19 protein-coding genes and 2 pseudogenes are annotated in these 20,342 nt (G+C 36.5%); 11 read left to right on the forward strand and 10 right to left on the reverse strand.

All coding sequences use genetic code 11. The features are described 5' to 3' along the window. Window positions 1-344 precede the first annotated feature (344 nt). From ACH0QE_RS17440 to ACH0QE_RS17460, 5 genes are all read left to right on the forward strand, one after another. Complete coding sequence (locus ACH0QE_RS17440; protein WP_415780217.1) at window positions 345-1,259, forward strand: hypothetical protein; 915 nt, start codon at window positions 345-347, stop codon at window positions 1,257-1,259. A gap of 389 nt (window positions 1,260-1,648) precedes the next feature. Beyond that, window positions 1,649-2,518, forward strand: a complete 870-nt coding sequence (locus tag ACH0QE_RS17445; protein ID WP_415780218.1) for a tyrosine-type recombinase/integrase — start codon at window positions 1,649-1,651, stop codon at window positions 2,516-2,518. Window positions 2,519-2,631: 113 nt separating this feature from the next. Next, a complete protein-coding gene (locus ACH0QE_RS17450) occupies window positions 2,632-3,216 on the forward strand; it encodes a hypothetical protein (RefSeq protein WP_415780219.1) in 585 nt (194 codons plus the stop codon). Then, on the forward strand, window positions 3,213-3,905 hold the full coding sequence (locus tag ACH0QE_RS17455) for a hypothetical protein (RefSeq protein WP_415780220.1): 693 nt from the start codon (window positions 3,213-3,215) through the stop codon (window positions 3,903-3,905). The genes ACH0QE_RS17450 and ACH0QE_RS17455 overlap by 4 nt, the downstream gene beginning before the upstream one ends. A gap of 15 nt (window positions 3,906-3,920) precedes the next feature. Beyond that, a complete protein-coding gene (locus ACH0QE_RS17460) occupies window positions 3,921-4,781 on the forward strand; it encodes a hypothetical protein (RefSeq protein WP_415780221.1) in 861 nt (286 codons plus the stop codon). Between the two features lie 66 nt (window positions 4,782-4,847). Here ACH0QE_RS17460 and ACH0QE_RS17465 read toward each other — a convergent pair whose 3' ends face one another. The 8 genes from ACH0QE_RS17465 to ACH0QE_RS17500 form a co-directional block, all read right to left on the reverse strand. Continuing rightward, window positions 4,848-5,114 (reverse strand): hypothetical protein, encoded by a 267-nt coding sequence (locus ACH0QE_RS17465; RefSeq protein ID WP_415780222.1) that lies wholly within the window; start codon window positions 5,112-5,114, stop codon window positions 4,848-4,850. A gap of 38 nt (window positions 5,115-5,152) precedes the next feature. Next, window positions 5,153-6,052: a ThiF family adenylyltransferase gene (locus ACH0QE_RS17470; RefSeq protein WP_415780223.1), complete on the reverse strand. Its 900-nt coding sequence runs from the start codon at window positions 6,050-6,052 to the stop codon at window positions 5,153-5,155. Next, window positions 6,049-6,990, reverse strand: coding sequence for a hypothetical protein (locus tag ACH0QE_RS17475; protein WP_415780224.1), 942 nt, complete (start codon window positions 6,988-6,990; stop codon window positions 6,049-6,051). Before ACH0QE_RS17475 ends, ACH0QE_RS17470 begins: the two co-directional genes overlap by 4 nt. 17 nt (window positions 6,991-7,007) lie before the next feature. Further along, window positions 7,008-7,727: a hypothetical protein gene (locus ACH0QE_RS17480; RefSeq protein WP_415780225.1), complete on the reverse strand. Its 720-nt coding sequence runs from the start codon at window positions 7,725-7,727 to the stop codon at window positions 7,008-7,010. Next, window positions 7,711-8,232 (reverse strand): hypothetical protein, encoded by a 522-nt coding sequence (locus tag ACH0QE_RS17485; protein ID WP_415780226.1) that lies wholly within the window; start codon window positions 8,230-8,232, stop codon window positions 7,711-7,713. Before ACH0QE_RS17485 ends, ACH0QE_RS17480 begins: the two co-directional genes overlap by 17 nt. 10 nt (window positions 8,233-8,242) lie before the next feature. Then, window positions 8,243-8,575: a hypothetical protein gene (locus ACH0QE_RS17490; RefSeq protein WP_415780227.1), complete on the reverse strand. Its 333-nt coding sequence runs from the start codon at window positions 8,573-8,575 to the stop codon at window positions 8,243-8,245. A 41-nt stretch (window positions 8,576-8,616) separates the two neighbouring features. Continuing rightward, the gene (gene dnaN, locus ACH0QE_RS17495; protein WP_415780228.1) at window positions 8,617-9,744 is read right to left on the reverse strand and encodes a DNA polymerase III subunit beta; all 1,128 of its coding nucleotides are present in this window, start codon (window positions 9,742-9,744) and stop codon (window positions 8,617-8,619) included. Between the two features lie 77 nt (window positions 9,745-9,821). Next, window positions 9,822-10,820 (reverse strand): Rad52/Rad22 family DNA repair protein, encoded by a 999-nt coding sequence (locus ACH0QE_RS17500; protein ID WP_415780229.1) that lies wholly within the window; start codon window positions 10,818-10,820, stop codon window positions 9,822-9,824. A 416-nt stretch (window positions 10,821-11,236) separates the two neighbouring features. Between ACH0QE_RS17500 and ACH0QE_RS17505 the strand changes: the two genes are divergently transcribed. The 4 genes from ACH0QE_RS17505 to ACH0QE_RS17520 all read left to right on the forward strand — a co-directional run bounded on the left by ACH0QE_RS17505 (window position 11,237) and on the right by ACH0QE_RS17520 (window position 14,648). Further along, on the forward strand, window positions 11,237-11,473 hold the full coding sequence (locus ACH0QE_RS17505; protein ID WP_415780230.1) for a helix-turn-helix domain-containing protein: 237 nt from the start codon (window positions 11,237-11,239) through the stop codon (window positions 11,471-11,473). Further along, window positions 11,445-12,878: a hypothetical protein gene (locus ACH0QE_RS17510; protein WP_415801822.1), complete on the forward strand. Its 1,434-nt coding sequence runs from the start codon at window positions 11,445-11,447 to the stop codon at window positions 12,876-12,878. Before ACH0QE_RS17505 ends, ACH0QE_RS17510 begins: the two co-directional genes overlap by 29 nt. Before the next feature lie 186 nt (window positions 12,879-13,064). Continuing rightward, complete coding sequence (locus ACH0QE_RS17515) at window positions 13,065-13,358, forward strand: DUF4258 domain-containing protein (RefSeq protein ID WP_415781326.1); 294 nt, start codon at window positions 13,065-13,067, stop codon at window positions 13,356-13,358. A 24-nt stretch (window positions 13,359-13,382) separates the two neighbouring features. Continuing rightward, a complete protein-coding gene (locus ACH0QE_RS17520; protein WP_415781327.1) occupies window positions 13,383-14,648 on the forward strand; it encodes a DUF3854 domain-containing protein in 1,266 nt (421 codons plus the stop codon). A 262-nt stretch (window positions 14,649-14,910) separates the two neighbouring features. Here ACH0QE_RS17520 and ACH0QE_RS17525 read toward each other — a convergent pair. Then, window positions 14,911-17,658 (reverse strand): annotated as a pseudogene (locus ACH0QE_RS17525) (Tn3 family transposase). A 147-nt stretch (window positions 17,659-17,805) separates the two neighbouring features. On the opposite strand from ACH0QE_RS17525, the gene ACH0QE_RS17530 reads away from it, so the two are divergent. Then, on the forward strand, window positions 17,806-18,381 hold the full coding sequence (locus tag ACH0QE_RS17530; RefSeq protein WP_063385374.1) for a recombinase family protein: 576 nt from the start codon (window positions 17,806-17,808) through the stop codon (window positions 18,379-18,381). Window positions 18,382-18,635: 254 nt separating this feature from the next. Here the strand turns inward: ACH0QE_RS17530 and ACH0QE_RS17535 are convergent, their stop codons facing one another. Further along, a complete protein-coding gene (locus ACH0QE_RS17535; protein ID WP_000701227.1) occupies window positions 18,636-19,088 on the reverse strand; it encodes a hypothetical protein in 453 nt (150 codons plus the stop codon). 364 nt (window positions 19,089-19,452) lie between these two features. Here ACH0QE_RS17535 and ACH0QE_RS17540 point away from each other — a divergent pair. After that, window positions 19,453-20,143: pseudogene (locus tag ACH0QE_RS17540) on the forward strand (N-acetylmuramoyl-L-alanine amidase family protein). Window positions 20,144-20,342 lie beyond the last annotated feature (199 nt).

Raw genomic sequence — 20,342 nt, forward strand, 5'->3', positions numbered from 1 at the left:
TCGTCACGCTCCTAAAAAGCGATTTATTGTTATGACAGGCGTTAAAGCACATCGGACGTTCCTGATCGCAATCGTCCGAGAATCATAATTATTTCAATCAAGTTGATTCAATTACATAAAAGAATGATTCAAACTATTTAATGAATCAATTACGTAAATGAATGGATGAAATGCGATTTTGAAAAAATCAGCTATACATCGTTTGCTTGCCTTAACGCTAACGCTGCACATTGTCCGGATTGAGTTAACGCCTATAAAAACAAAGGATTTTTGTTGATTTGTCTTGATGAGAGAGGTATGCTTTATTAAAGATTGTAGATTTCTACAATAGGAGGTGAATTCGAGTGGAAGAAATCGATATTAGAGAATTGCTCGAAGACGATTTTAAAAATGATCCAATTTATCGGTTAATCTTATTGAATGGTTTGCGAAATGACCTCTTTACTGAAGGGATACTTTCTTTACATCCCGATTTAACCTATAGCACCGTAGAAACTGGAAGGATCATTGAACGATCGGATTCAACCATAAGGAATCATTTTCGTTCTGATTTGATTGAATACATAGCGCCAGAAAGGTTCGGGAAGTATTATCGACTTAATTATCAAAGTGTTTTCCGCTTGCATATGATCTTTCTGTTAATGGAAAAGGCTTCAAAGTCTACGGTTGATCTCCTAGCTGAGCTAGGTATGCAACCAGCGATTTCGATGGGGAATTTTAGAAGACAAAATTCTAATAAAGAAGGGGGGGCTAATACTGGACTAATACAACATGATTCCAAGAATGAGGAAAGGTTTTTAAGTCTTGAAAAATCTATAGCATTACAACGTTTGTTACTAAATATCTATGAGTATGAAAAAGAAATAGCCGATATCAATAGAAAAATCGACTTAAACGAGTTTTCGATTAGACAAATTAAATCTGAAACTCATATGAAGTACTTGGAAGAGAAACAATCTCAACTTCTGACAAATTCTCTTAAGAAAACTATAAAAAAACAATCGTTTCTTGGCTTCTTCAAGAAGAATGAAGAGATCGATATTGAAGAAATCTCTGCTCAAATTGACTCAACATTAAAGGAAAAATATTTGTTAGAGTCTAACGAAAAGATAAAAGAATACGAGGAACAAAACTCTATTCTAGAAGAAAAAAAGAGGACGCTTTTAGAAACTATAGGCAACCGGAGGGATATGTTGTCGCAACTCCAATCAGAGAGCAAAAAAGCAACTTTTATCGATTCTAGCAAAATAAATAATTGAATATTACGAACATATGTTTTATAATATAAGAAAACATATTTAGGGGTTGATCTACATGTTCCTTTTGATGAAAGAAAAAACTGAACACGCTTTAAATAACATTATTGTAGGTCTTGCAACAATGGCCCTTCTAACTGCAATTGTAATTACAATTTTAGATCGCATATAAAAATCCTTTCCAATACGGGGAGGATTTTTTATAATTCCTTAGCTGCTATTTTTTGCTTTTTTTTTAAAAACTTAGGGTATGAATGTACCCTAAGTTTCGGAAGCCAATTATATAGGCAGCTAAGGGAAATTTTAAAACTCTTCCTCATATGATTCAACTTTTTTTGAAAATACGTTAAAATAATGGTTAATAGTCTTGTGAATAAAGGAGGGGATACACGATGCCATATGGGTTTATACGACACATTGAAAATAAGGGATACAGTGTTGAAACGGTGCGAAGTTATGAGAAAGTTTTAAATCAGTTTTTCGCTTTTCTCTCAAAAAAGTATAAAAAGCACATAGAGCCATCCGAAATTAACCCCTCCGATATTAAAGGGTATATGAAAGACCAAAAGGAGCAAGGAAAGAGTAATTCCACTATAAATAAGGAATTAGCAATCTTAAAAACCTTTTTCAATTTTCTCTGGGAAAGCAGTACGGTCGCCGTAGATCCATCTGTAAAAATCAAAAGGTATAAAGACATAAAAAATCTTACTGTCGGAATATCCTATGAGGAAATTTTAAAATTGCGCGACAATGTACTAAACAACGAAACATACTCAAATATTAGGAAAGCAATCTTTATCTTAGCAGCAAGAGGATTAAAAACTTCAGACTTTCGTTTTAAGAAAGATGACGTTATTGATAATTCTGAAGATGAAACTGTTGAAATAAAGTTAAAAAACCGTAGAATTTTATTACAAGGCCAAGAGGCGGATTGTTTTTTGGAATACTTTTATGAAACCCTACTTAACGGAAGTGATTATGTATTCCTTACTAAATCCCATGGTGAAGATGTTGGTGAACCTATTCAAGTTATGTCCATACTCACTCATTTAAGGAATATCGCTCAGGATTACTTGCCAGAGGATTCTTCACCACTGACACTTATTTTGATTAGAAGAGCCATTGCATATGATCGGTATACTAACAAGGTCCCTATCCAGAGAATAGCTCAGGAATTAGGAATCGAAGAAGCTTCTGCATCAAACTATATCAAGATACTACTTGAAGGGAATACTCAAAAAGTTCTTGAAGGAGAAATATAGGCTAGTGTATAATTTTATCAATAATGCTTATATCTAATGGGAAAAACCCAGGGAGAACTTAACTTTCTATGTTAGGTTCTTTCTGGGTTTTTGTTTTTGGGGGGAGTACTAATGTGGAAGATAGAAAATTAACTAAAAGTCTTTATAATCTAGCAATCGCAGGACTAATTGGTGAAGGAGAATTTGATCACCTTGCCAAAGATATACCATTAAAAATACCTTTTTCTAGAAAAAAAGGATTTTACTTAGCGGATTTATTAAAAGATGGGAACCTAAACTCTAATTTAAGAATTGATCCCCAAAAAGGACAATTTACTATTCATTCCCATAAAATTTTACAATCCTTAAAAAAGCAATGGTACAAGGATAACACAAAAATTTTCAGCAATATACTCGATCCAAAGTTAATTAATCTTGATGCCATTATTATCAGTATTAATTTGTTCGGAAGTCGTAAATTAGAAAGCATTTCTATACCAACGAGCATTGATAAAGATTATGTTAAAGCGATTTCTTATTGCATTGAGCAGCATTTAAAAGTTCCTGTTATTCCTGGTGCTAACCAAATTAAAATAACAAACATTCCTCAGTTTATTGATTCTGTAATTACCGAGATACCAACTATTCATAGTGCAGAGTTGATCAACTTTTTAACTGTAAAAGAAAAAAAACGCTTAGTAGAAGGTGTTTCGTTATGAAGAAAAAATCACGTTTTGTTGTTCCGCTACTAATTGGAGCGCTAATATTAAGCGGGTGTTCCGGAGGGAAGTTTGCTGAAGAAGCTAAAAAAAATGAAGAAAGAAATGCTGAATTAAAAGACTATCAGAAAAAAAAGGAAGCTGAAGAAGAAAAAGTACAAAAAGAATTTTATGAAAATCATAAAAAGCCCTTAAATGAGGTTATCCAAGAAAATGATTTGGATTCTGAACAGATAGTGGACACCATTGAATTTGAACCTCAAGATAGTTACCAGGATGGAGATCTTTTTTCTAAACACGTTTCTAAAATTTTATTTGAATTCTATACTCTTAAGATCACTGCAGAAGAATATTACAACTTCTTGAGTGCATATGGAAGTGAAGAAGTTCTAAAGGAGTTACCTACGAAAGAAGATGCCATAACGATTCTCAGCACACTACAAGATATGTATAAAAAACAAAATATTTCAGGAGATAGTTATACTCTTACTACCGTTACATATGATCGATTGAAAAGAGAAGGAAGGTTCTATAGAAAAGTCTTAACTACGAATGGTGAGGAGTATTTTGTAACGACCATAGTAAAAGAAAACGATGTATGGAAATTTAGTGAGGATAGTCCGTCACCACCTTTTATAGACAGCAGCAATGGCAGTCAATTTCAAACGACCGATAAAAACGATAATTAAAGGAGTTGCATACTGATGGAAACTATTTCAGATGTAAACATTTACGAGTACACAGACCAAAAGCTAAAAGCTCACTTTCAAAATAACGAACAGTTTAACTTTGAATTAGCCCAAACTTTCAATTTTTATAAAGAACTTCTCCAGGATCTCATTAATGATTCCGATAGAGAACGGCTGGAAAAAGATCTGTTTCAAAGCGTAAAGGCTCAAATATTTAACGGATACTATATGGCGCAAGAATTACTTCAAAGTGAAGAAGCTAACTTTAATGATGAATGGTTTAAACAATCCAAAGGAATGATCGCACAGCAGTTACCGGATATGCTAAGAATGGCTACCAATTATGACATAGACGGAATAATTACTCATGAGCCGCTAAAAGCTCTAGCTAGTTGGCTTGTAATTGAATACGAAGGGGTTTATCCTCTATTGATGGATATCTCCATAAATACGGCTTGTATGGGGGCAAAATGGGCCTTTATTGATGAAGGGGAGAAGAGGGGGATACCGACCTATCAATCCCAATATCTTGGCTTATTATCCCACATTGATGATGTATTGTTTATTGACCCTCAAACCTATCTCAGCTGTGAATACACTAACGATAGCAGTGAAGTTTGGAATGCCATCACATCCAAACATACAGGTCTTGATAAAATCGCTGAAGTAACAATCATTAAAGTTACAAGCGGCGAAACCACTGAAAATTACTATATGAACCTTAATATCAAGAACAGTCTATCGATTACAGAGCAGCAAATTCTTATTGATAACCTCGCTGTTAGATTGATGCTGAACAAAGAGATAGAAAGAAACCAACTGATTCTCGCAGCTGCTTCAGTTGAAGAATTTTATGTGATTAATAATAATCTTTAGGATAAACATAAAAAGCCGCTCTCCTAATACTAATACATGTACTAAGAGGGCGGCTTTTATTCTATTCTAGTTACTCAATTCAAAATCATTCATCTCTACTTCGCCTTTTAACCATTTAAGGCATAAATCCTCTGTAATGAACTCTTCAACCCAACACTCCCCGGATGAATTGTCAATACCAATGTAATGGCCGTTTTCCTCAACCATGAATAACCCTATAGGTTTATAATTATTCATAATATCAGAAGCTTCTCTTTTATCAATCTTTTTTATTTTATTTCTGTTCTCTTTAATATCTGTGGTTTCTGGATTTCTCTCCGCAATGTTATTCATAATAAGTCCCTCTTTCTCACAAAATTATTATCTCTCTCCTAAGATGCAATCGTTAATTTCTCTGATGACTGCACATCAGTCGAACGCATATAACCTTTCTTCGCATGAAAAAAAGTGATGTGTGAGTTAATATTATAATCCTCAATAAGGATTGTAAGTATGTTTGCAATTGACAAGGCTGCTAATTTGTTCACTATTAATCTTTGAGGTTCAGAAGCAGTTAGTTCGGTACAAGAAAGCTCACTCGGCCGAATATCGTCTTGGTCCTGAAGAACATCAGGGAACATTTCAGCCATTGGTGCTTGTTTGAATAAATTCATCCTTACACCAGTGACTACCTGACCGCTCCATCCACTTTCACGGTAATCCCGTAACTCTTCTTCGGTCCATCTCTCTTTTGGCCTCGTTCTCCAATCATCAGGTACCTTTGTTGACTCATTTCCTGCATCGATATATACTACAGTCTTCATTTTCTTAAACAGTTCATGAATGACTCGGCGAGTATAGTTATTGTCCACACAGCCCACAATTATCGGCAAAAACAATTTATTACATTGTCGCTCTCCCTCATCATACATGGACATGTATTCCATTGAAAAAAGAGCCCGCAAGTCTTTCTCTGATTCGATATAAGAATCGCTAAAAGAGCCAATGTCAATTCCATAAGCAGCCGAATAGCGGCTTGCCAAAACATCAGCCTTTTTCAAACCTACCTCCTGTGGCAGAAATAACTGATTTCCTAAATTTTTTTCTTCAATAACGTCAGGGTCAGCAATTACATACGCCGCTTTTGTCTTCGTTGTCCCTAATAGTTGAGCGATATGTTGAACAACATAACCACCCGTGCCTCCAGCTCCGACCTGCACAATAAAGGGGAAAACACCTTGATAGTCGTACCAATTATCTTTAGCTGCTTTTAGAATGTTAATTCCGTTCATGCTACCACAACCTCAACTTTTGACATATCAAAGGCTGGAAGCGATTTAAACGGATCCTCAAACACCAGATGAAAAGGCACTGGTTTATGGCCTTCATCCTCAGAAATAAAGCAACGAATTGTTATATCCGGCAATGGCTTTTGCAAACCTCCTACGATAGCATAAATCATCCCAGGAAGCCGTTCTGATTCGTTATCTTGAGTAGAGGGGAGGGGAGCCATACAATGGTGAGAATGAATCTCTAAAACCTTTATGGCATCTTCAACTCTCTCTGCAATATCGTATGAAGATTCGCTAACTTCACACCAATATTTATGAACCCGCTGTGCCGGAACATCTAAAAAGAAATGCCCTGTTGCACTTTTGTAAATGTCAGCATGGATTTCTAGAGATTGTTCAGCGTACAAACGGGCCAAGCTTATAAATTGGCTTAATACATTGAACGGAACGGGAAAAGAAACGCCTTCTTGCGAAGACGTTTCTCTACAATTCCCTTTCTTTTTTGCTTTCATGACTGGAATGACAATATTCTTGTCCTTCAAATAAACCATCTCCGTCATGTCCTTTACAAGTTCAGGAAAATCCTTTTCCATTCTTTTGCGAAGTAATTCTCCATCCAATGGACGTCTTTCTGTTTCTCCGTCTTTCTTTTTGACTAGCAAGCCTTCAGCTAATTCCTCTGAAGTAAAATAGGAAATGATTTCGATGGATTCACCAAAGTAACGAATCACTGTATCCTGGTTTACTTCAAAAAGATCTTTTTCCGTCCCCTTATTTTCGGCGCTAGTAGCAGCCTTCTTATTTTCCACCTGTTTACGCAATTCTTCGGCTTTTCGAGCCCTTTCTTCTTCCTCCTGCTTTTTTTGCTCAGCGTATTCATCAACAATCCCAAACATTGAAAAAATATCTTCCTGCCCTGCGATTACATTCTTAGTCATTAAAATCCACTCCTAATCTAATTATTTTTTTTGAATAGATCTCCAAACTTATTGTTACTTGGCATAAGCCAGTCATCATCAAAAGGTTGTTCTTTAATTCGCTCGATTAAAGCTCGGAATCTGGATATCCCCAAGGTTGTACGCACACCGTGATCTTCGTTAAACGGAGAGGCAACAAACCACCTAAAGGCACGCTCTAGTTCAACGATATCCTTAATTTCTAACCTTTGATTCAACCCCCAGCATACGATCCCATTGCTCTTACCGACATTAGGATATGGGAATACAAACAAAGGGGTATCATCAGTAACTGGACACCCGTTGTCCTGAACTGCATAGATTCTCATTTCAGATATCTTTAATCCCCTATTTCCAAATGGTACAAGAAGATATTGTAAAACCATTCGAGGAAACCCAATGGTAAAAAAATTTTCTTCTTCTCCATATCGGATTTCCCACATCTTCTTTTCTAATAGCATTGTAACGCGCTGCTTACTACCAGATTCATTTGAAGAGTAGCGAATGCATCTTGCAGGAAGGGTAGGAGTGCTCTTTTCTTCGTTGCGTTTTGCATCTGCATCGTAAGCATTTTCTGGAGCCTGCTGTAACGCTTGGATAATATCTTCAACCCGATAATAAAATGGACCTTTCCGCACACCATTGTCACCAATTTGAAAAGCTTCTATTGGGAATTCAGACGATTTTGGAACATCTGACAGTTCAAATTGCCACCGCATTTGATTCTTGCTCCTTTCTAGTCGGTAATATGTCCAGAAGGACATACAGAACATCAACAAGGTCTATAGGTCCGTCATCTTCATACCATGTCAAAATTACTCCATTTTCAATTGAAGTAATCTCACCATAGCCACAATAAAAATCCGCGCCTCCACCGATGGTTCCTGAGCGAATTTTTGTATGGTCAATACGATCATCCAGGATAACAATAATTCCCGTGCCTTCCAGGTCATCATGATGGTGAGAAAGGCCGGCACGTTCGCACCAATATGTTTTATCAGGAATCTCTTCTTCACCGCTATGAGGAAACCAATAATCTACGATAGTAAAGACGGAATTCACTGTATGCATGAAAATGTCCCAGTCATATTCCTGTCCAAAATCATAATTAACCACATAGTGGGGGAACTTTTTTAAATCCACACCATAGTCAAATGCTAGTTTCATTAGCATAAGATTTTGAACTGTCCCCTTAAGACTATAGTAATCATCATGTGACTCCATAATTTCCCTCCTACAGAAATAAGAAAGGGGAAGGTGGCCTCTGTTTCGGCAACTTCCCCAGACTGTATATTTTATTAGATAGAGCCATTATCCGCGTATATGGATGATTAGGATCAATGCAAATACGTCCCTCTGTGTCTTCATCAGAAAGAACAGAATCTAATCCTTCATACACTTCGATTAGATCCTCGAATTCAAACTTTGAGAAGTTTATATCCTCCGTACATAACTGGTTCTGAATCACCATAAGCACATAGTTTTGTCCGATTTGCTCTTCAACACTTCCTTGTCCCTTATCGTTAATAAGTTCGGAGAAGGTGGAGAAACTAAATCCATTTCTCATTGTCATACCTCCTTAAAAACAGGAAGGAATCCTCCCTGTCTTTATGTTGTTCTTACCGGCAACACAAGCTGAAGCTCTTCGTAGGTTGATGAACATGGAGTAACCAGAAAAGGCCTCATGTTACCCTGGTATTTAAAGTTGATATATTCATCATCTATCGCTTTTAGAGCGTCAATCATGTATTTGGAAGAGAAAGAAATGGTAAAATCGTCTTCACCGCTCAATTCCTCGTAATCAACCACTTCTACACCTTTACCAATTTGCGATTGGTGAGTGGAGATTGTGGCTGCTCCATTAACGTGAAGTTTTACCACTCCGCCTTTTCCATTGTCTGCTCCATTGGCCAATCCGCTTATACGATCAAGACTCTCCAAAAATTCTTTGCGACTTATTTTCATTTCCGCTCTGAACTCTGTAGGGATAAGACGTGAAGTATCAGGATAATTGCCTTCTAACAAGCGGCTATAAAAGAATAACGCTCCATTTTTAAACACCACTTGATTATCAGATTCACAATATAGGCTAACATCCTCTTGTAAATCGAAGGTTTTGGCCAGTTTATCTAATGACTTTGCTGGAATAACCAATCTTAAGTCTTTCTTTCCTTCCACCTTTGACTTAACTTGGCCCAAACGGTGAGAATCCGTACAGACCAGCTGCATACAATCTTCCGTGATAGATAGATTGACGCCTGTTAGGATAGGCCGAATTTCCGAATCTGATGCAGCGAAAGATGTTTTCTTTACAAAAGAATTGAAATCTGTACCTTTCAATGTGAAGGTAGGTTTTTCAATATCAAAAGTAGGTAGTTTCGGATATTCTTCCGGATCAAAAGTGTTAAGATTGAATTCTGATTTTTTACCATATTTAATGGTCAAATTAAAGTCGATTAGTTTTAATTCCAAATTCTTCTTCAGCTTTTTCGAGATATCCGATACTTGCTTCGGTAGAACAGTCTTGCCTGGAACAAACACATCGACATTTTCACCATCAACCGGAATATGATAACGGAAAGATTCCGTGCTGTCAGAACCAACCAAGATGATCTCTTGTTCATTAACTTCCATAAAGACGCCTTGAAGAATGGGAATACTGTGCTTAGCATTTACCACTTTCTCCACCTTTTTTAGTGCTTCAGCAAAAAGTTGACTATCGATTTTAAAATGCATAATAACTGCCCCCTAGAAAGTTTTTTAATAAAAAAGTACAAAAGGATTATCCTTTTGTACTTTTGCCCCGCTTAATATTAAGCTATTTGTTTGATATGCCCTTGTTTTAAGTCCTCTTTAACAAATTGAACGATCTCTTTTACCTGTTCCAAAGTGACATGGGTAAAGCAGGAAAAAAGATTTTCAACTCTGATTTTGGGATTTAAAATCTGCACATAATTTAAGACATCATCCATTGAAATTTTATAATGATTAGCAACCACGGTTAAATCATTGACTGGCCGCAACACATTGTAATACTGCCTAAACTCAGCTTCAGATGCTTTTTCAAAGACCTCAGTAATAGTTGTTTGTTGGATACTCGGATTGATTCGTTTGAACAAAGGCATGATCCAATTAGAATGTTCAGTAAGCCCGGTATTTTTTAGATATTCCGTAATCACTTTAACAGCTGTACCGCGATTAAATTCGGATTTTTCATCTGACATTTGCGGTTTTTGCTGTTGTTGACTAGATGTTTGATTATTAGGGTTTCTCCTTTGTTCGTTTCCTTCGGAAAAAGAATGCTTTTTTTCATTTTCAGGTAACGCCCATATCGGTAACTTGGGAGGAAGCCAATAACCATAAACATTATTCTTTTTATCGTTTATTCGTATTGCTCCATCCCGTTTGTCGTCAAAAACTTCCACAAACATGGATTCAAGCTTATACAGATATCGTCCAATACCCCACTGTACAGCTGCTCTTTTCATGGCGCCTGAAAGTCCGCCTTTAAGCGATTCAATCTCTGTCTGTTCAGCACCGTCCGATTTTTCAACCCATTCACCATCTATGAAGCAAGAGATAGTGCATAAAATTCCATCTTTGAAATCCTTGTAGCTGTTCTTCCAGCCGGCAGGACCGAAGACTTCATCAAGGCGGTTTTGAATTGCCCTGTTTGTTACATAAGCCAATACCATTGCCCACTTCTTTCCATTTTTAATACCTGAATGACTGACACGCCATTCGATATCCTTAGATGGAAATGGAGCCTGCAGCTTACTGATAACTTCTTCCATACTACAATCTTGTTTCATTGAAAACAGCCCCTCTTAAAGTATTTATAACCTTCCACCTCATTTTTTTGCTGAAAACACAAAAAAACCTTTGAGATTTGATATAGGACAGAAAAGCATAGAAATGCTTATCTATCATTCATCAACCTCAAAGGTTGCAGTGTTTGTTAGAAACCGCTAATCCAAAATAGGATTGCAAAAAAATTAAAAAGAAAAAGGTTATAGGAAAATTATACATTTGATATGAGGAAAGGACAACTGAAAATTTATTGCATAGTTGAATTTAGTTTAAATGGAGCTTTAATTCGGAATAAATTATGCTATAATTGAAACTAACTAAATTATTTTAAAGCGACGACCGCTAGGCACCCCCCTCATTTTAGGGGGATGTTTAGTGGTTTTTTTGTTTTCACTAAATAAAAGAAGGAGGAAAGATTGTGGTTGAATTTAAGAAGATAAAGCCATTAAACGATGCCGAAAGGCTGATTATTCTACGAAAAAGATTGAATCTCAGTCAATTTCAATTCGCCCAGGAACTAGGGATTAGTTCAAGTTACTTGGGGCAAGCAGAACGCGGAAACTGCTCATTTAGCCCTTTCTTAAAAGAGCGAATAAATGAATACCTAAAACGGGAGAAAGAAATTAATGAAAAAGATTTATTTGGCAATAAGTGAAGAGGAATCCCTCGGGATTAAACCTGTACTATATAAAAAAATACCCAATAGCGAAATCCTTTTTATATCTGACCAGGAAATAGAAGAGGTCTTATCCTCCTCTTTCCATATGCTTATTGTTCCGTCACATAAAATTGATTTATCCGAAATAAACACATCTGATTTGGCCGGAACGCTTGTTATATTGGATCCATCTCATACTGAATCTTTTTCTGTAAGTAGAAATGTTGATACATATAATTCGATAGATAACTTTAAAGTAGCTATCCTTACTAAGGATTTAGAAAATCAGGATTTAAAAATAGAAAACAACACATTGAGTTTAAAGCAAAACTTTGACCATGGGGAAGAAAAGGCCCAACACAAAGAGCCATCCACTCAAAAAAATGAAGTCAGGACGTTTGAAGGTTCAAAACTTACTAAAGAAACGCGAAAAGCTATGAACAATGTTAATGAAACGGAAGAGGGGAACCTCAGTAAGCCAGTAAACCTGGAAGTTCTTCCTTCTGCACCATTTTCAAAGGAAGATCCTATTCTTTCTTTGGAACCAGAACATGAGTTGAAAACAAATAGAGCAAAGTTAATAAGAGAAAATAATTTCAATTTTGGAAAATGGAAAGGAAATAAAATAATAGGAGTATGGTCGCCTCTTGCGACAAATGGTGTTTCTACTTTTGTAATGAATTACGCTATGTTTCTAAGTGATTTTGATATCGACATAATGGTGTTGGAGCCTCTAAAAAAGGACCCTGTTCTAAAAAGCAAATTAACGCGTTATCAATCAGTCCCGGATAACTGGGTATCATTTTTTGAAGCTCTTCATAATGAAGAGCTTGATATTAATTTAGTTAAGTGGTTTTTTAGAGGGGTTTACTGGCTTCCACTTCAAAAGAATGACTATCTGGGCGAGAAATGGACAAATCGAGATATCAATGAATACATGAAGAACCTAAAGAAGTGCGATATCGGTTTTGTAGACTTACCTTCTAAAGAAATAGAGTCCTTTACTGTAGAAGTATTGAAGCATTTAGATGAATTATGGATCATCATAGACAATAGATATGATCAAACTCTGGAGGAAATAGAAGAGTTTAATAGGATTAGACAGTATAGTTCAACTTTTAACTTTGCCACTAAATTGATAGTCACGCGGTGCCCTGATGAGGAATGGGCAAAGGATTTAGCCAAAGAACTTGATTTCCCTTTAATAGGGGTACTACCTTCCATGGATGCGGAAATACAGATGTCTGAGAGAGGTCACAAGCCGCTCCTAGATTATTTTCGTAGCAGGAAAAAATTAACCCCTATCTTTGAGGTCATTACAACTCATTTACTTGGTTCTTATTTCGATAAATATAAACCTACTCCTTGGAAAAGAATGAAAAGAATTCTTTCGAAAGGTTGATTTGATTTTAATTGAGATGCTATGATGATAGTAATCTACTTTATAATTTTTTCGTTTTTTGTGCTATCTTTCGAAGATATGCGGGATTCTATCAAAATAGCGGTCTTTGGATCGTAGGCAAGGGGTATTTATGCTCTTACTACAATCCATTGGCTGCTTTTTTATTTTCCAATGGAGGTGATTATCATGAATTTAAAAGAGATTAAAAAGGTTCTTATGACCGGCAAGGGAAAAATTATTATTGGGGGACACACACAGGGGCGCTTAGCTAAGAGAGGATATTCAAAGGGGGATATTGTCACAGCAATCTTTAATGGTCAGATAGTCGAACGGCAAGGTGCTCAAAAGATTGCGATAGCCGGCCGCGATATGGATGATAATCCAATCGTAATAGTCATCGCTAAACTTTCAGCATTATCTTTCAAAGTCGTTACAGTTATGCCACCTATAGACCATCACCGATTTAAAGACTGCGTATGACAAAAAGTACTTTAAGAGAGGCGGATGCAGATTATGAAATTTATGCGAAAGACAAGATTATCAGGCTGGTACGAATATTACCGTACCCCATGTCCTATTTGTGGTCATACTGGCGGTTGTATGGCGCATGAAGATGGTAATGTAGTTGCTTGTATTAGAGTGGAGAGCGAGAAGGTCTTTTCAAAAAATTCAGCCCTACCAAGCTTTTTGCACTTTCTTAATGGAAACAAGAAGCAGAAAATCAACAAAAGTGAGGTAGAGGAATTTAAAGGAAATCCTAAGCGGGATTCTAACGAATTGAACAAGGTCTTCAGAACATTTCTTGATAATCTTGAACTAGAAGATGATCACTATGCTCACCTTACCTCTCCTCAACGACAACTGTCGGATAAACAGGTTATGATTCGGGAGTATCAAAGTTTTCCTGAAAAGCCTTGGGAGGTAGCAAGAGTAATTAGTGATGAGCTGGATATAGAGGATTTTACCGGCATACCGGGTTTCTATGTTCGTGATAACAAATACTGGACAATAGCAGGCAATAATGGAATATTAATCCCTTTTCGGAACCATTATAATCAAATTGTCGGATTTCAGTACCGAATCGACAATCCTCCTAATGTTATTGAAATCAAACCAAATCGTCCTGGATTGAACGCCCGTATTAAAGAGCAACCAAATTTAGTCCAAGTGACTTTCGAAGGGGAAATCATACTCGAAAAAACTATTGAACTAAACAAAACATGGACCACCATTACCCATAATGGAGATATCAAGGGGTGGGTGAGAGTTGTAAAAGGTAACCGTTATTACTGGCTAAGTTCAGCAAATAAACCGCAAGGAACAGGGTCGGGCGATCCCGCTCCTATACACGTTTCAGTGCCATCTTCAAAACTCAAAAAATGGGAATCAGGAACTTTACAAAAAGCTCGTACCGTGTGGCTATCTGAAGGTCCTCTAAAATGTGATATAGCGTCTGATTGTATCGAGAAACTATATGATCCGCTAGAATTAGAGGATATTGGAACAACCTTCATAGCCCTTCCAGGAGTCGGTGCGTGGAGATTAGCAATCCCTGTTATGAAAGAGATGGGAGTTGAGCAAGTGAATTTATGCTTTGACGCTGATGCAGTTTCAAACGCGCAAGTAAAGAAACATCTTATGGAGTGTGCGAAAGAATTGAAGCAGCATGGGTTCAAAGCAAATTTAATTTTATGGAATGAGGAAGAAGCTAAAGGCCTTGATGATTTATTGCTAAAAAATAGGTTGCCTCACATAAAAAAATTATTTTAGTTTTTTAGCTAGTCCTTTGAGAAAACATTCTCGAAGGACTTCTTTTTTTGTTTAAATGCCCCACTAAAAACCAACTAAACAAAATGGATTATATTCCCTTTCAAAAGTAATAGAATTTATTTTAGAATAAAAACGGATACTATTTACAGGAGATAAAAATGAGAAAATATACAAAAAAAGTACTATTAGGGGTTCCGTCAGGAAAATGCGGATTTACAACGCTAAGCACATTTTCGAGACGGTTCCCCCTTTTTTAACAACGTTAAGAAAGTTTTAGTGGTCTTAAAGAGCCTATAGAGATTACCTTCTCCGGATTAAAGTGATATTCTCCTAGTAAATTAATATGTTCCCAACCTAGAGGCGACATATGGTGCAATAATTCTTCATTAAAACTACGAGACTGTTTTTGATATTCGACTGCTTTTGTTAGATGTAAGGTATTCCAGATACCGCATTAATGATTATATTTAAGGCACTGGCCCTTTGCAATTGATGCTGTATGGTTCGTTCCCTAAGCTCACCTTGTTTTCCAAAGAAAATAGCCCTTGCCAATCCATTCATGGCTTCTCCTTTATTCAATCCTCGTTGTATTTTTCTTCTTAATGATTCATCCGATATATAATTCAAAATAAAGATCGTTTTTTCTATTCGGCCCATCTCACGTAAGGTGGTAGCTAAGCTGTTTTGTCTTGAATAGGAACCTAGTTTCCCCATAATAAGGGATGTTGAAACTGTTCCTTCCTTTATAGAATGAGCTAATCGCAAAACATCTTCATAATTTTCTTTAATGACCTTTGTATTTATTTGTCCACGTAAAATGGCTTCTAATTTTGGATATTCACTTGCTTTATCTATTGTAAATAATTTTGAATCTGATAAATCTCTTATTCTTGGAGCAAATTTAAATCCTAATAAATGAGTAAGCCCAAATATTTGGTCTGTGTAACCAGCTGTGTCTGTATAATGCTCTTCTATATTTAGATCCGTCTCATGGTGACAATTGTAATTTATGGAAATTTACTAATATGGCTTGTGCCTTATTCATTGCATCTTCATACAGACGCCATTGAGATACATTGGCTAGTTGCTTATATGTAAGTCCGGGTGTGGCTTCGGCCATCTTGCTTAAGCCAATATTCATTCCCATTCCTAAAAGGGCAGCCATGATAATGATTGTTTCCTCCTTATCTGGTTTTCGATTATTGGAAGCATGAGTGAATTGCTCATGAAATCCTGTTATATGAGCAACATCCATAAGTAAATCAGTTAATTTTATTCTTGGTAGCATTTGATAAAGGCTTGCGCTAAATTTTTTTGCTTCTTCTGGAACATCTTTTTCTAAGCGTGCAAGTGACAGTTTTCCTTTTTCAAGAGAAACCCCATCTAACTTGTTGGAATTGGCAGCTAACCATTTTAACTTTTCATTAAGGCTACTGGTTCTCTTTGTTATATAATCTTTGAATGATAAACTAACTGATAATCTCGTATTCCCCTTCGATTGATTCCATATATCTTCCGAAAACAAATATTCCTCAAAATCCCTATATTGTCTGCTGCCAACAATAGAAACATCTCCTGCCCGAACATGCTCCCGAAGTTCTGTTAAAACAGCCATTTCATAGTAATGACGATTAATTGTTGTACCATCATCCTCGTATAAATGCTTTTTCCATCGTTTTGAAATAAAATCCACAGGTGAGTCATCAGGCACTTTTCGCTTTCCGGATTCGTTCATTCCTCGAATAATCTCAACAGCCTGTAAAAGTGGCTCATTTGCCTTTGTAGAATGGAATTCCAATACTCTTAATAGCGTTGGCGTATATTTTCTTAGTGAATAAAACCGTTTTTGCAGTAAGTCCAAATAATCATAGTCGGCAGGACGGGCAAGCTTTTGAGCATCTTCTACTGAAGAGACAAAGGTATCCCATTCAATAATCGATTCTAAAACCTTAAAAACGTCTAATTTTTCCTCTCTTGCTTTAATTAATGCTTGTCCGATGTTCGTAAAGTGTATAACTTTCTCATTTAGTTTTTTACCGTTTTGTTTCTGGATTTCCTCTTGAGCCTTACGACCTTTTGATAACAAACTAAGTATTTGCCTATCATGAATTTCAAACGCATTATCTGTTAGCTCCTGAGTAAGTTGTAATAAATAGACGGTTAATATCGAATAACGTTTATTTTCTTGAAAGTCACGGAATGCATACGGCTCGTATCTTGAACCTAAGCGAGATAGCTGTAATAGGCGGTTGCGATGCAAATGGCTAATTTTTACCGTCTCTAATTCTATTCCCCGAATGTATTCGAGTCGTTCTATTACTTTCAGAAATGTTTCGGGTGAAGGATGACCCGGTGGTTCCTTTAACCAACCCAATAACGTTTTATTGGATTCGGATGGATGCTGCGAAGTAATGATCTCTTCAAGTTTTACTTTTTGCTCATTTGTTAGGGACTGACTAACCGTATTAAATAGCTTCTTTTCGGCCATTGCTCTTGCCTCCCACACCATTCTCTCAAGTGTAGTGATAGCAGGTAGTATGATTTTGTTTTTTCTTAGGAGGTCGATACATTCATGTAGTAGATGAATGGCATCACCATTTTCCAAAGCTAATTGATGAAGATGCTTAAAGGTCATTCGATATTCTTTTAGGGTAAAAGTTACAAAATCGTATTCACTTCGAATTTCTTTCAAATGATCCCAAAGTGTATTTTCTCTTTGAGGATAAAGACTAAGTGAAGATGGACTAGCACCGATTTGTTTTGATATATAATGTATGAGCGAATCTGGGATGCTTTTGATATGAGTGTACGGCCAACCAGGGTACCGAAGAACGGCTAATTGAACGGCGAACCCTAACCGGTTTTCTTCTCTTCTTCGTTTATTTATAATTTCTAAATCTCGTTTGGAAAAAGTGTAGTAGGTTCCTAGCACCCAGTCATCTTCTGGAATTTGCATAAGAGCCTCTCTCTGTTCGGGTGTAAGCAATTCCCTACCTCTCGCAATTTTCATTCAGCATCATCCCATTTCTATAATTTCTCAATTTATTACTTCAATTATATATCAATAGAGTGTACTCTATTGATACAAGTATAGTAGACTGATAAAATCATAGTTAAGAGTGTCTCATAAGACTTGTCTCAATAACGAGGTGAAATTTTGCAGAAAATCGGTTATGTACGCGTCAGTTCGACTAGCCAAAATCCTTCAAGACAATTTCGGCAATTGAACGAAATTGGAATGGATATTATTTATGAAGAAAAAACTTCAGGAGCCACAAAAGATCGTGAACAACTTCAAAAAATGTTAGAGGATTTACAGGAAGGTGACATTATTTATGTTACAGATTTAACTCGGATCACTCGAAGTACGCAAGATTTATTTGAATTGATTGATTTAATACGAAATAAAAAGGCAAGCTTAAAATCACTTAAGGATACATGGCTAGATTTATCAGAAGATAATCCATATAGCCAATTCTTAATTACGGTAATGGCTGGTGTTAACCAATTAGAGCGAGACCTTATTCGTATGCGTCAGCGTGAAGGAATTGAGCTCGCAAAGAAAGAAGGGAAGTTTAAAGGACGGTTAAAGAAATATCATAAAAATCACGCAGGAATGAATTATGCAGTAAAGCTATATAAAGAAGGAAATATGACTGTAAATCAAATTTGTGAAATTACAAATGTATCTAGAGCTTCTTTATATAGAAAGCTATCGGAAGGAAAAAAATAAGCATTCATTACTTATATTAAAAATTTCCGGGGATTGTGAAACAACGTACCTAACCAAGCAGGCTATTTCTATAAGGAAGTATCAATATTTGTTTATCTAACTAGGCACGATCATCAAAGGGTTCCGAGTACATTTTAACGGAGATATACGCTAAACTCAGATTTAAAGCAAGGCTGTATTTTCCGAGAACACTTTATAAAAAACAACCTTAGTCAATCACAAACGAAGGTTGTTTTTATAAAGTCATGGTCTAATTAAAACAATTGCTGTCCCAAGAGCATACTTGAGACTGAAAAGGCACCAGCAGGTGGTAAAACATTAGTATATATGGGAGGTCCCAAACGGGGTGTAAAGGTTGTAGCAATCCAATTTCCATATTCACCAGCCAGCAAAGAGGGAGGTTTCATTATAAACCGTCCACTTAAAACGAAATGCCGAATGCTTATAGCGGTCTCATCAAATATTGTCAAGTTGCCAAAAAAGGAGGCATATGGTGAATCGAAACTTATTTGTTTAGCGCTTTCGTCCCAATACCCATTAATCGGAATAGGTATACCACGAAAATTAACTGTACCTACTACTTTGTTGTCTACAATGGAATCAATGGTAAGTATACCTCTAATAATGGATCTCCCCGCAATAGAAGCATCAATCCCCCATACGGATGGAAAGGGGATACTAACTTTGGCTGTCTTTGGAATTTTCAAAATTAACCTCTCCTTGATTATTTTATGTATGGATTGAGTTGTATTTAATCATAATCCTGTAGTAATGATACAGTATATGCACAGAGAATCACTTAGGTGTTTTGTTAAGAAAGAAGCATCAATAATCAATCAGCCTACTGTCTAGATGAACAAGAGTTTGCCTGACCCACGAAAAATATGGAACATTAATTCCTGCTGCTCATACATATGGTCTCGCATTTGGAAAATTTCTTAGCTTTAAAATAAATCATCTGATTCAATGAAATGTAATGCCTATCATCACCTATTTTTATATGTACCTCAGAAGAATTCCTATACCTCCGTTACTCTTCGATCATATTGCATTTGTACGAGGTGGTGTAAAATGTTTAAATTATATTTAGATCCTGGTCACAGGGGAGTGGACCCAGGAGCTATTGGCAATGGGATGCAGGAAAAAGAAATTACCTTAAATATTTCCCATAGCATTCGAAATCTCTCGGAAAACCATTATGAAGGCCTGCAAATTAAAATGAGTAGAACAGCAGATATTACGCGCAGCTTAAAAGAACGTACAGATGATGCGAATGCTTGGGGTGCAGATTATTTTCTATCCATCCACGTTAATGCATTTAACGGTTCAGCTCATGGGTATGAAGATTATATTCATAACAGTTTGTCTGATTCATCGAGAACAGCGTTCATTCGGGACATTAGAAATTGTCAAAGTAAATAACTTGCATAACCGTGGCAAAAAAAAGGCCAATTTCCATGTACTGCGAGAAACCAGAATGCCCGCTTTATTAACGGAGAACGGATTTATTGATCATGCAAGCGATGCCCAAAAATTAAGAGACCCGAATTGGCGGCAAGCGGTTGTCCAAGGGCATGTTAATGGGTTAGCACGCGCGTTTAATTTGAAGAGAAAATCGACTAATCTGAAAAGCAATATGGCTATTAAACGTGTAATTGTTGACGGTGTGCAAGTAGGTGCTTACGCAGAAGAAGAAAATGTGTTGAGAACTGTACAACGCAACCTGAGAACAGCACAAAGGATTATTATTGAAAATGTGTAGTTTCGTTGGGATAACGGTTGCTTGACTGCAAGCACGTTAAAGTTTTATCAAAATGGATAACTAGGCTGGATGAACAAAATATACGCTAAGCCTTTGATGTGACGGGCTTAGCATTTTTTTCTTGCTCTAAGTTGGTCCGGCCGATATAAGCCAGGACTAGCTTAATATCAGATGAATAGAACGAAGTTGTTGAGGGAAT

This window comes from Mesobacillus sp., from assembly GCF_047739415.1.
Lineage (GTDB): Bacteria > Bacillota > Bacilli > Bacillales > Cytobacillaceae > Mesobacillus.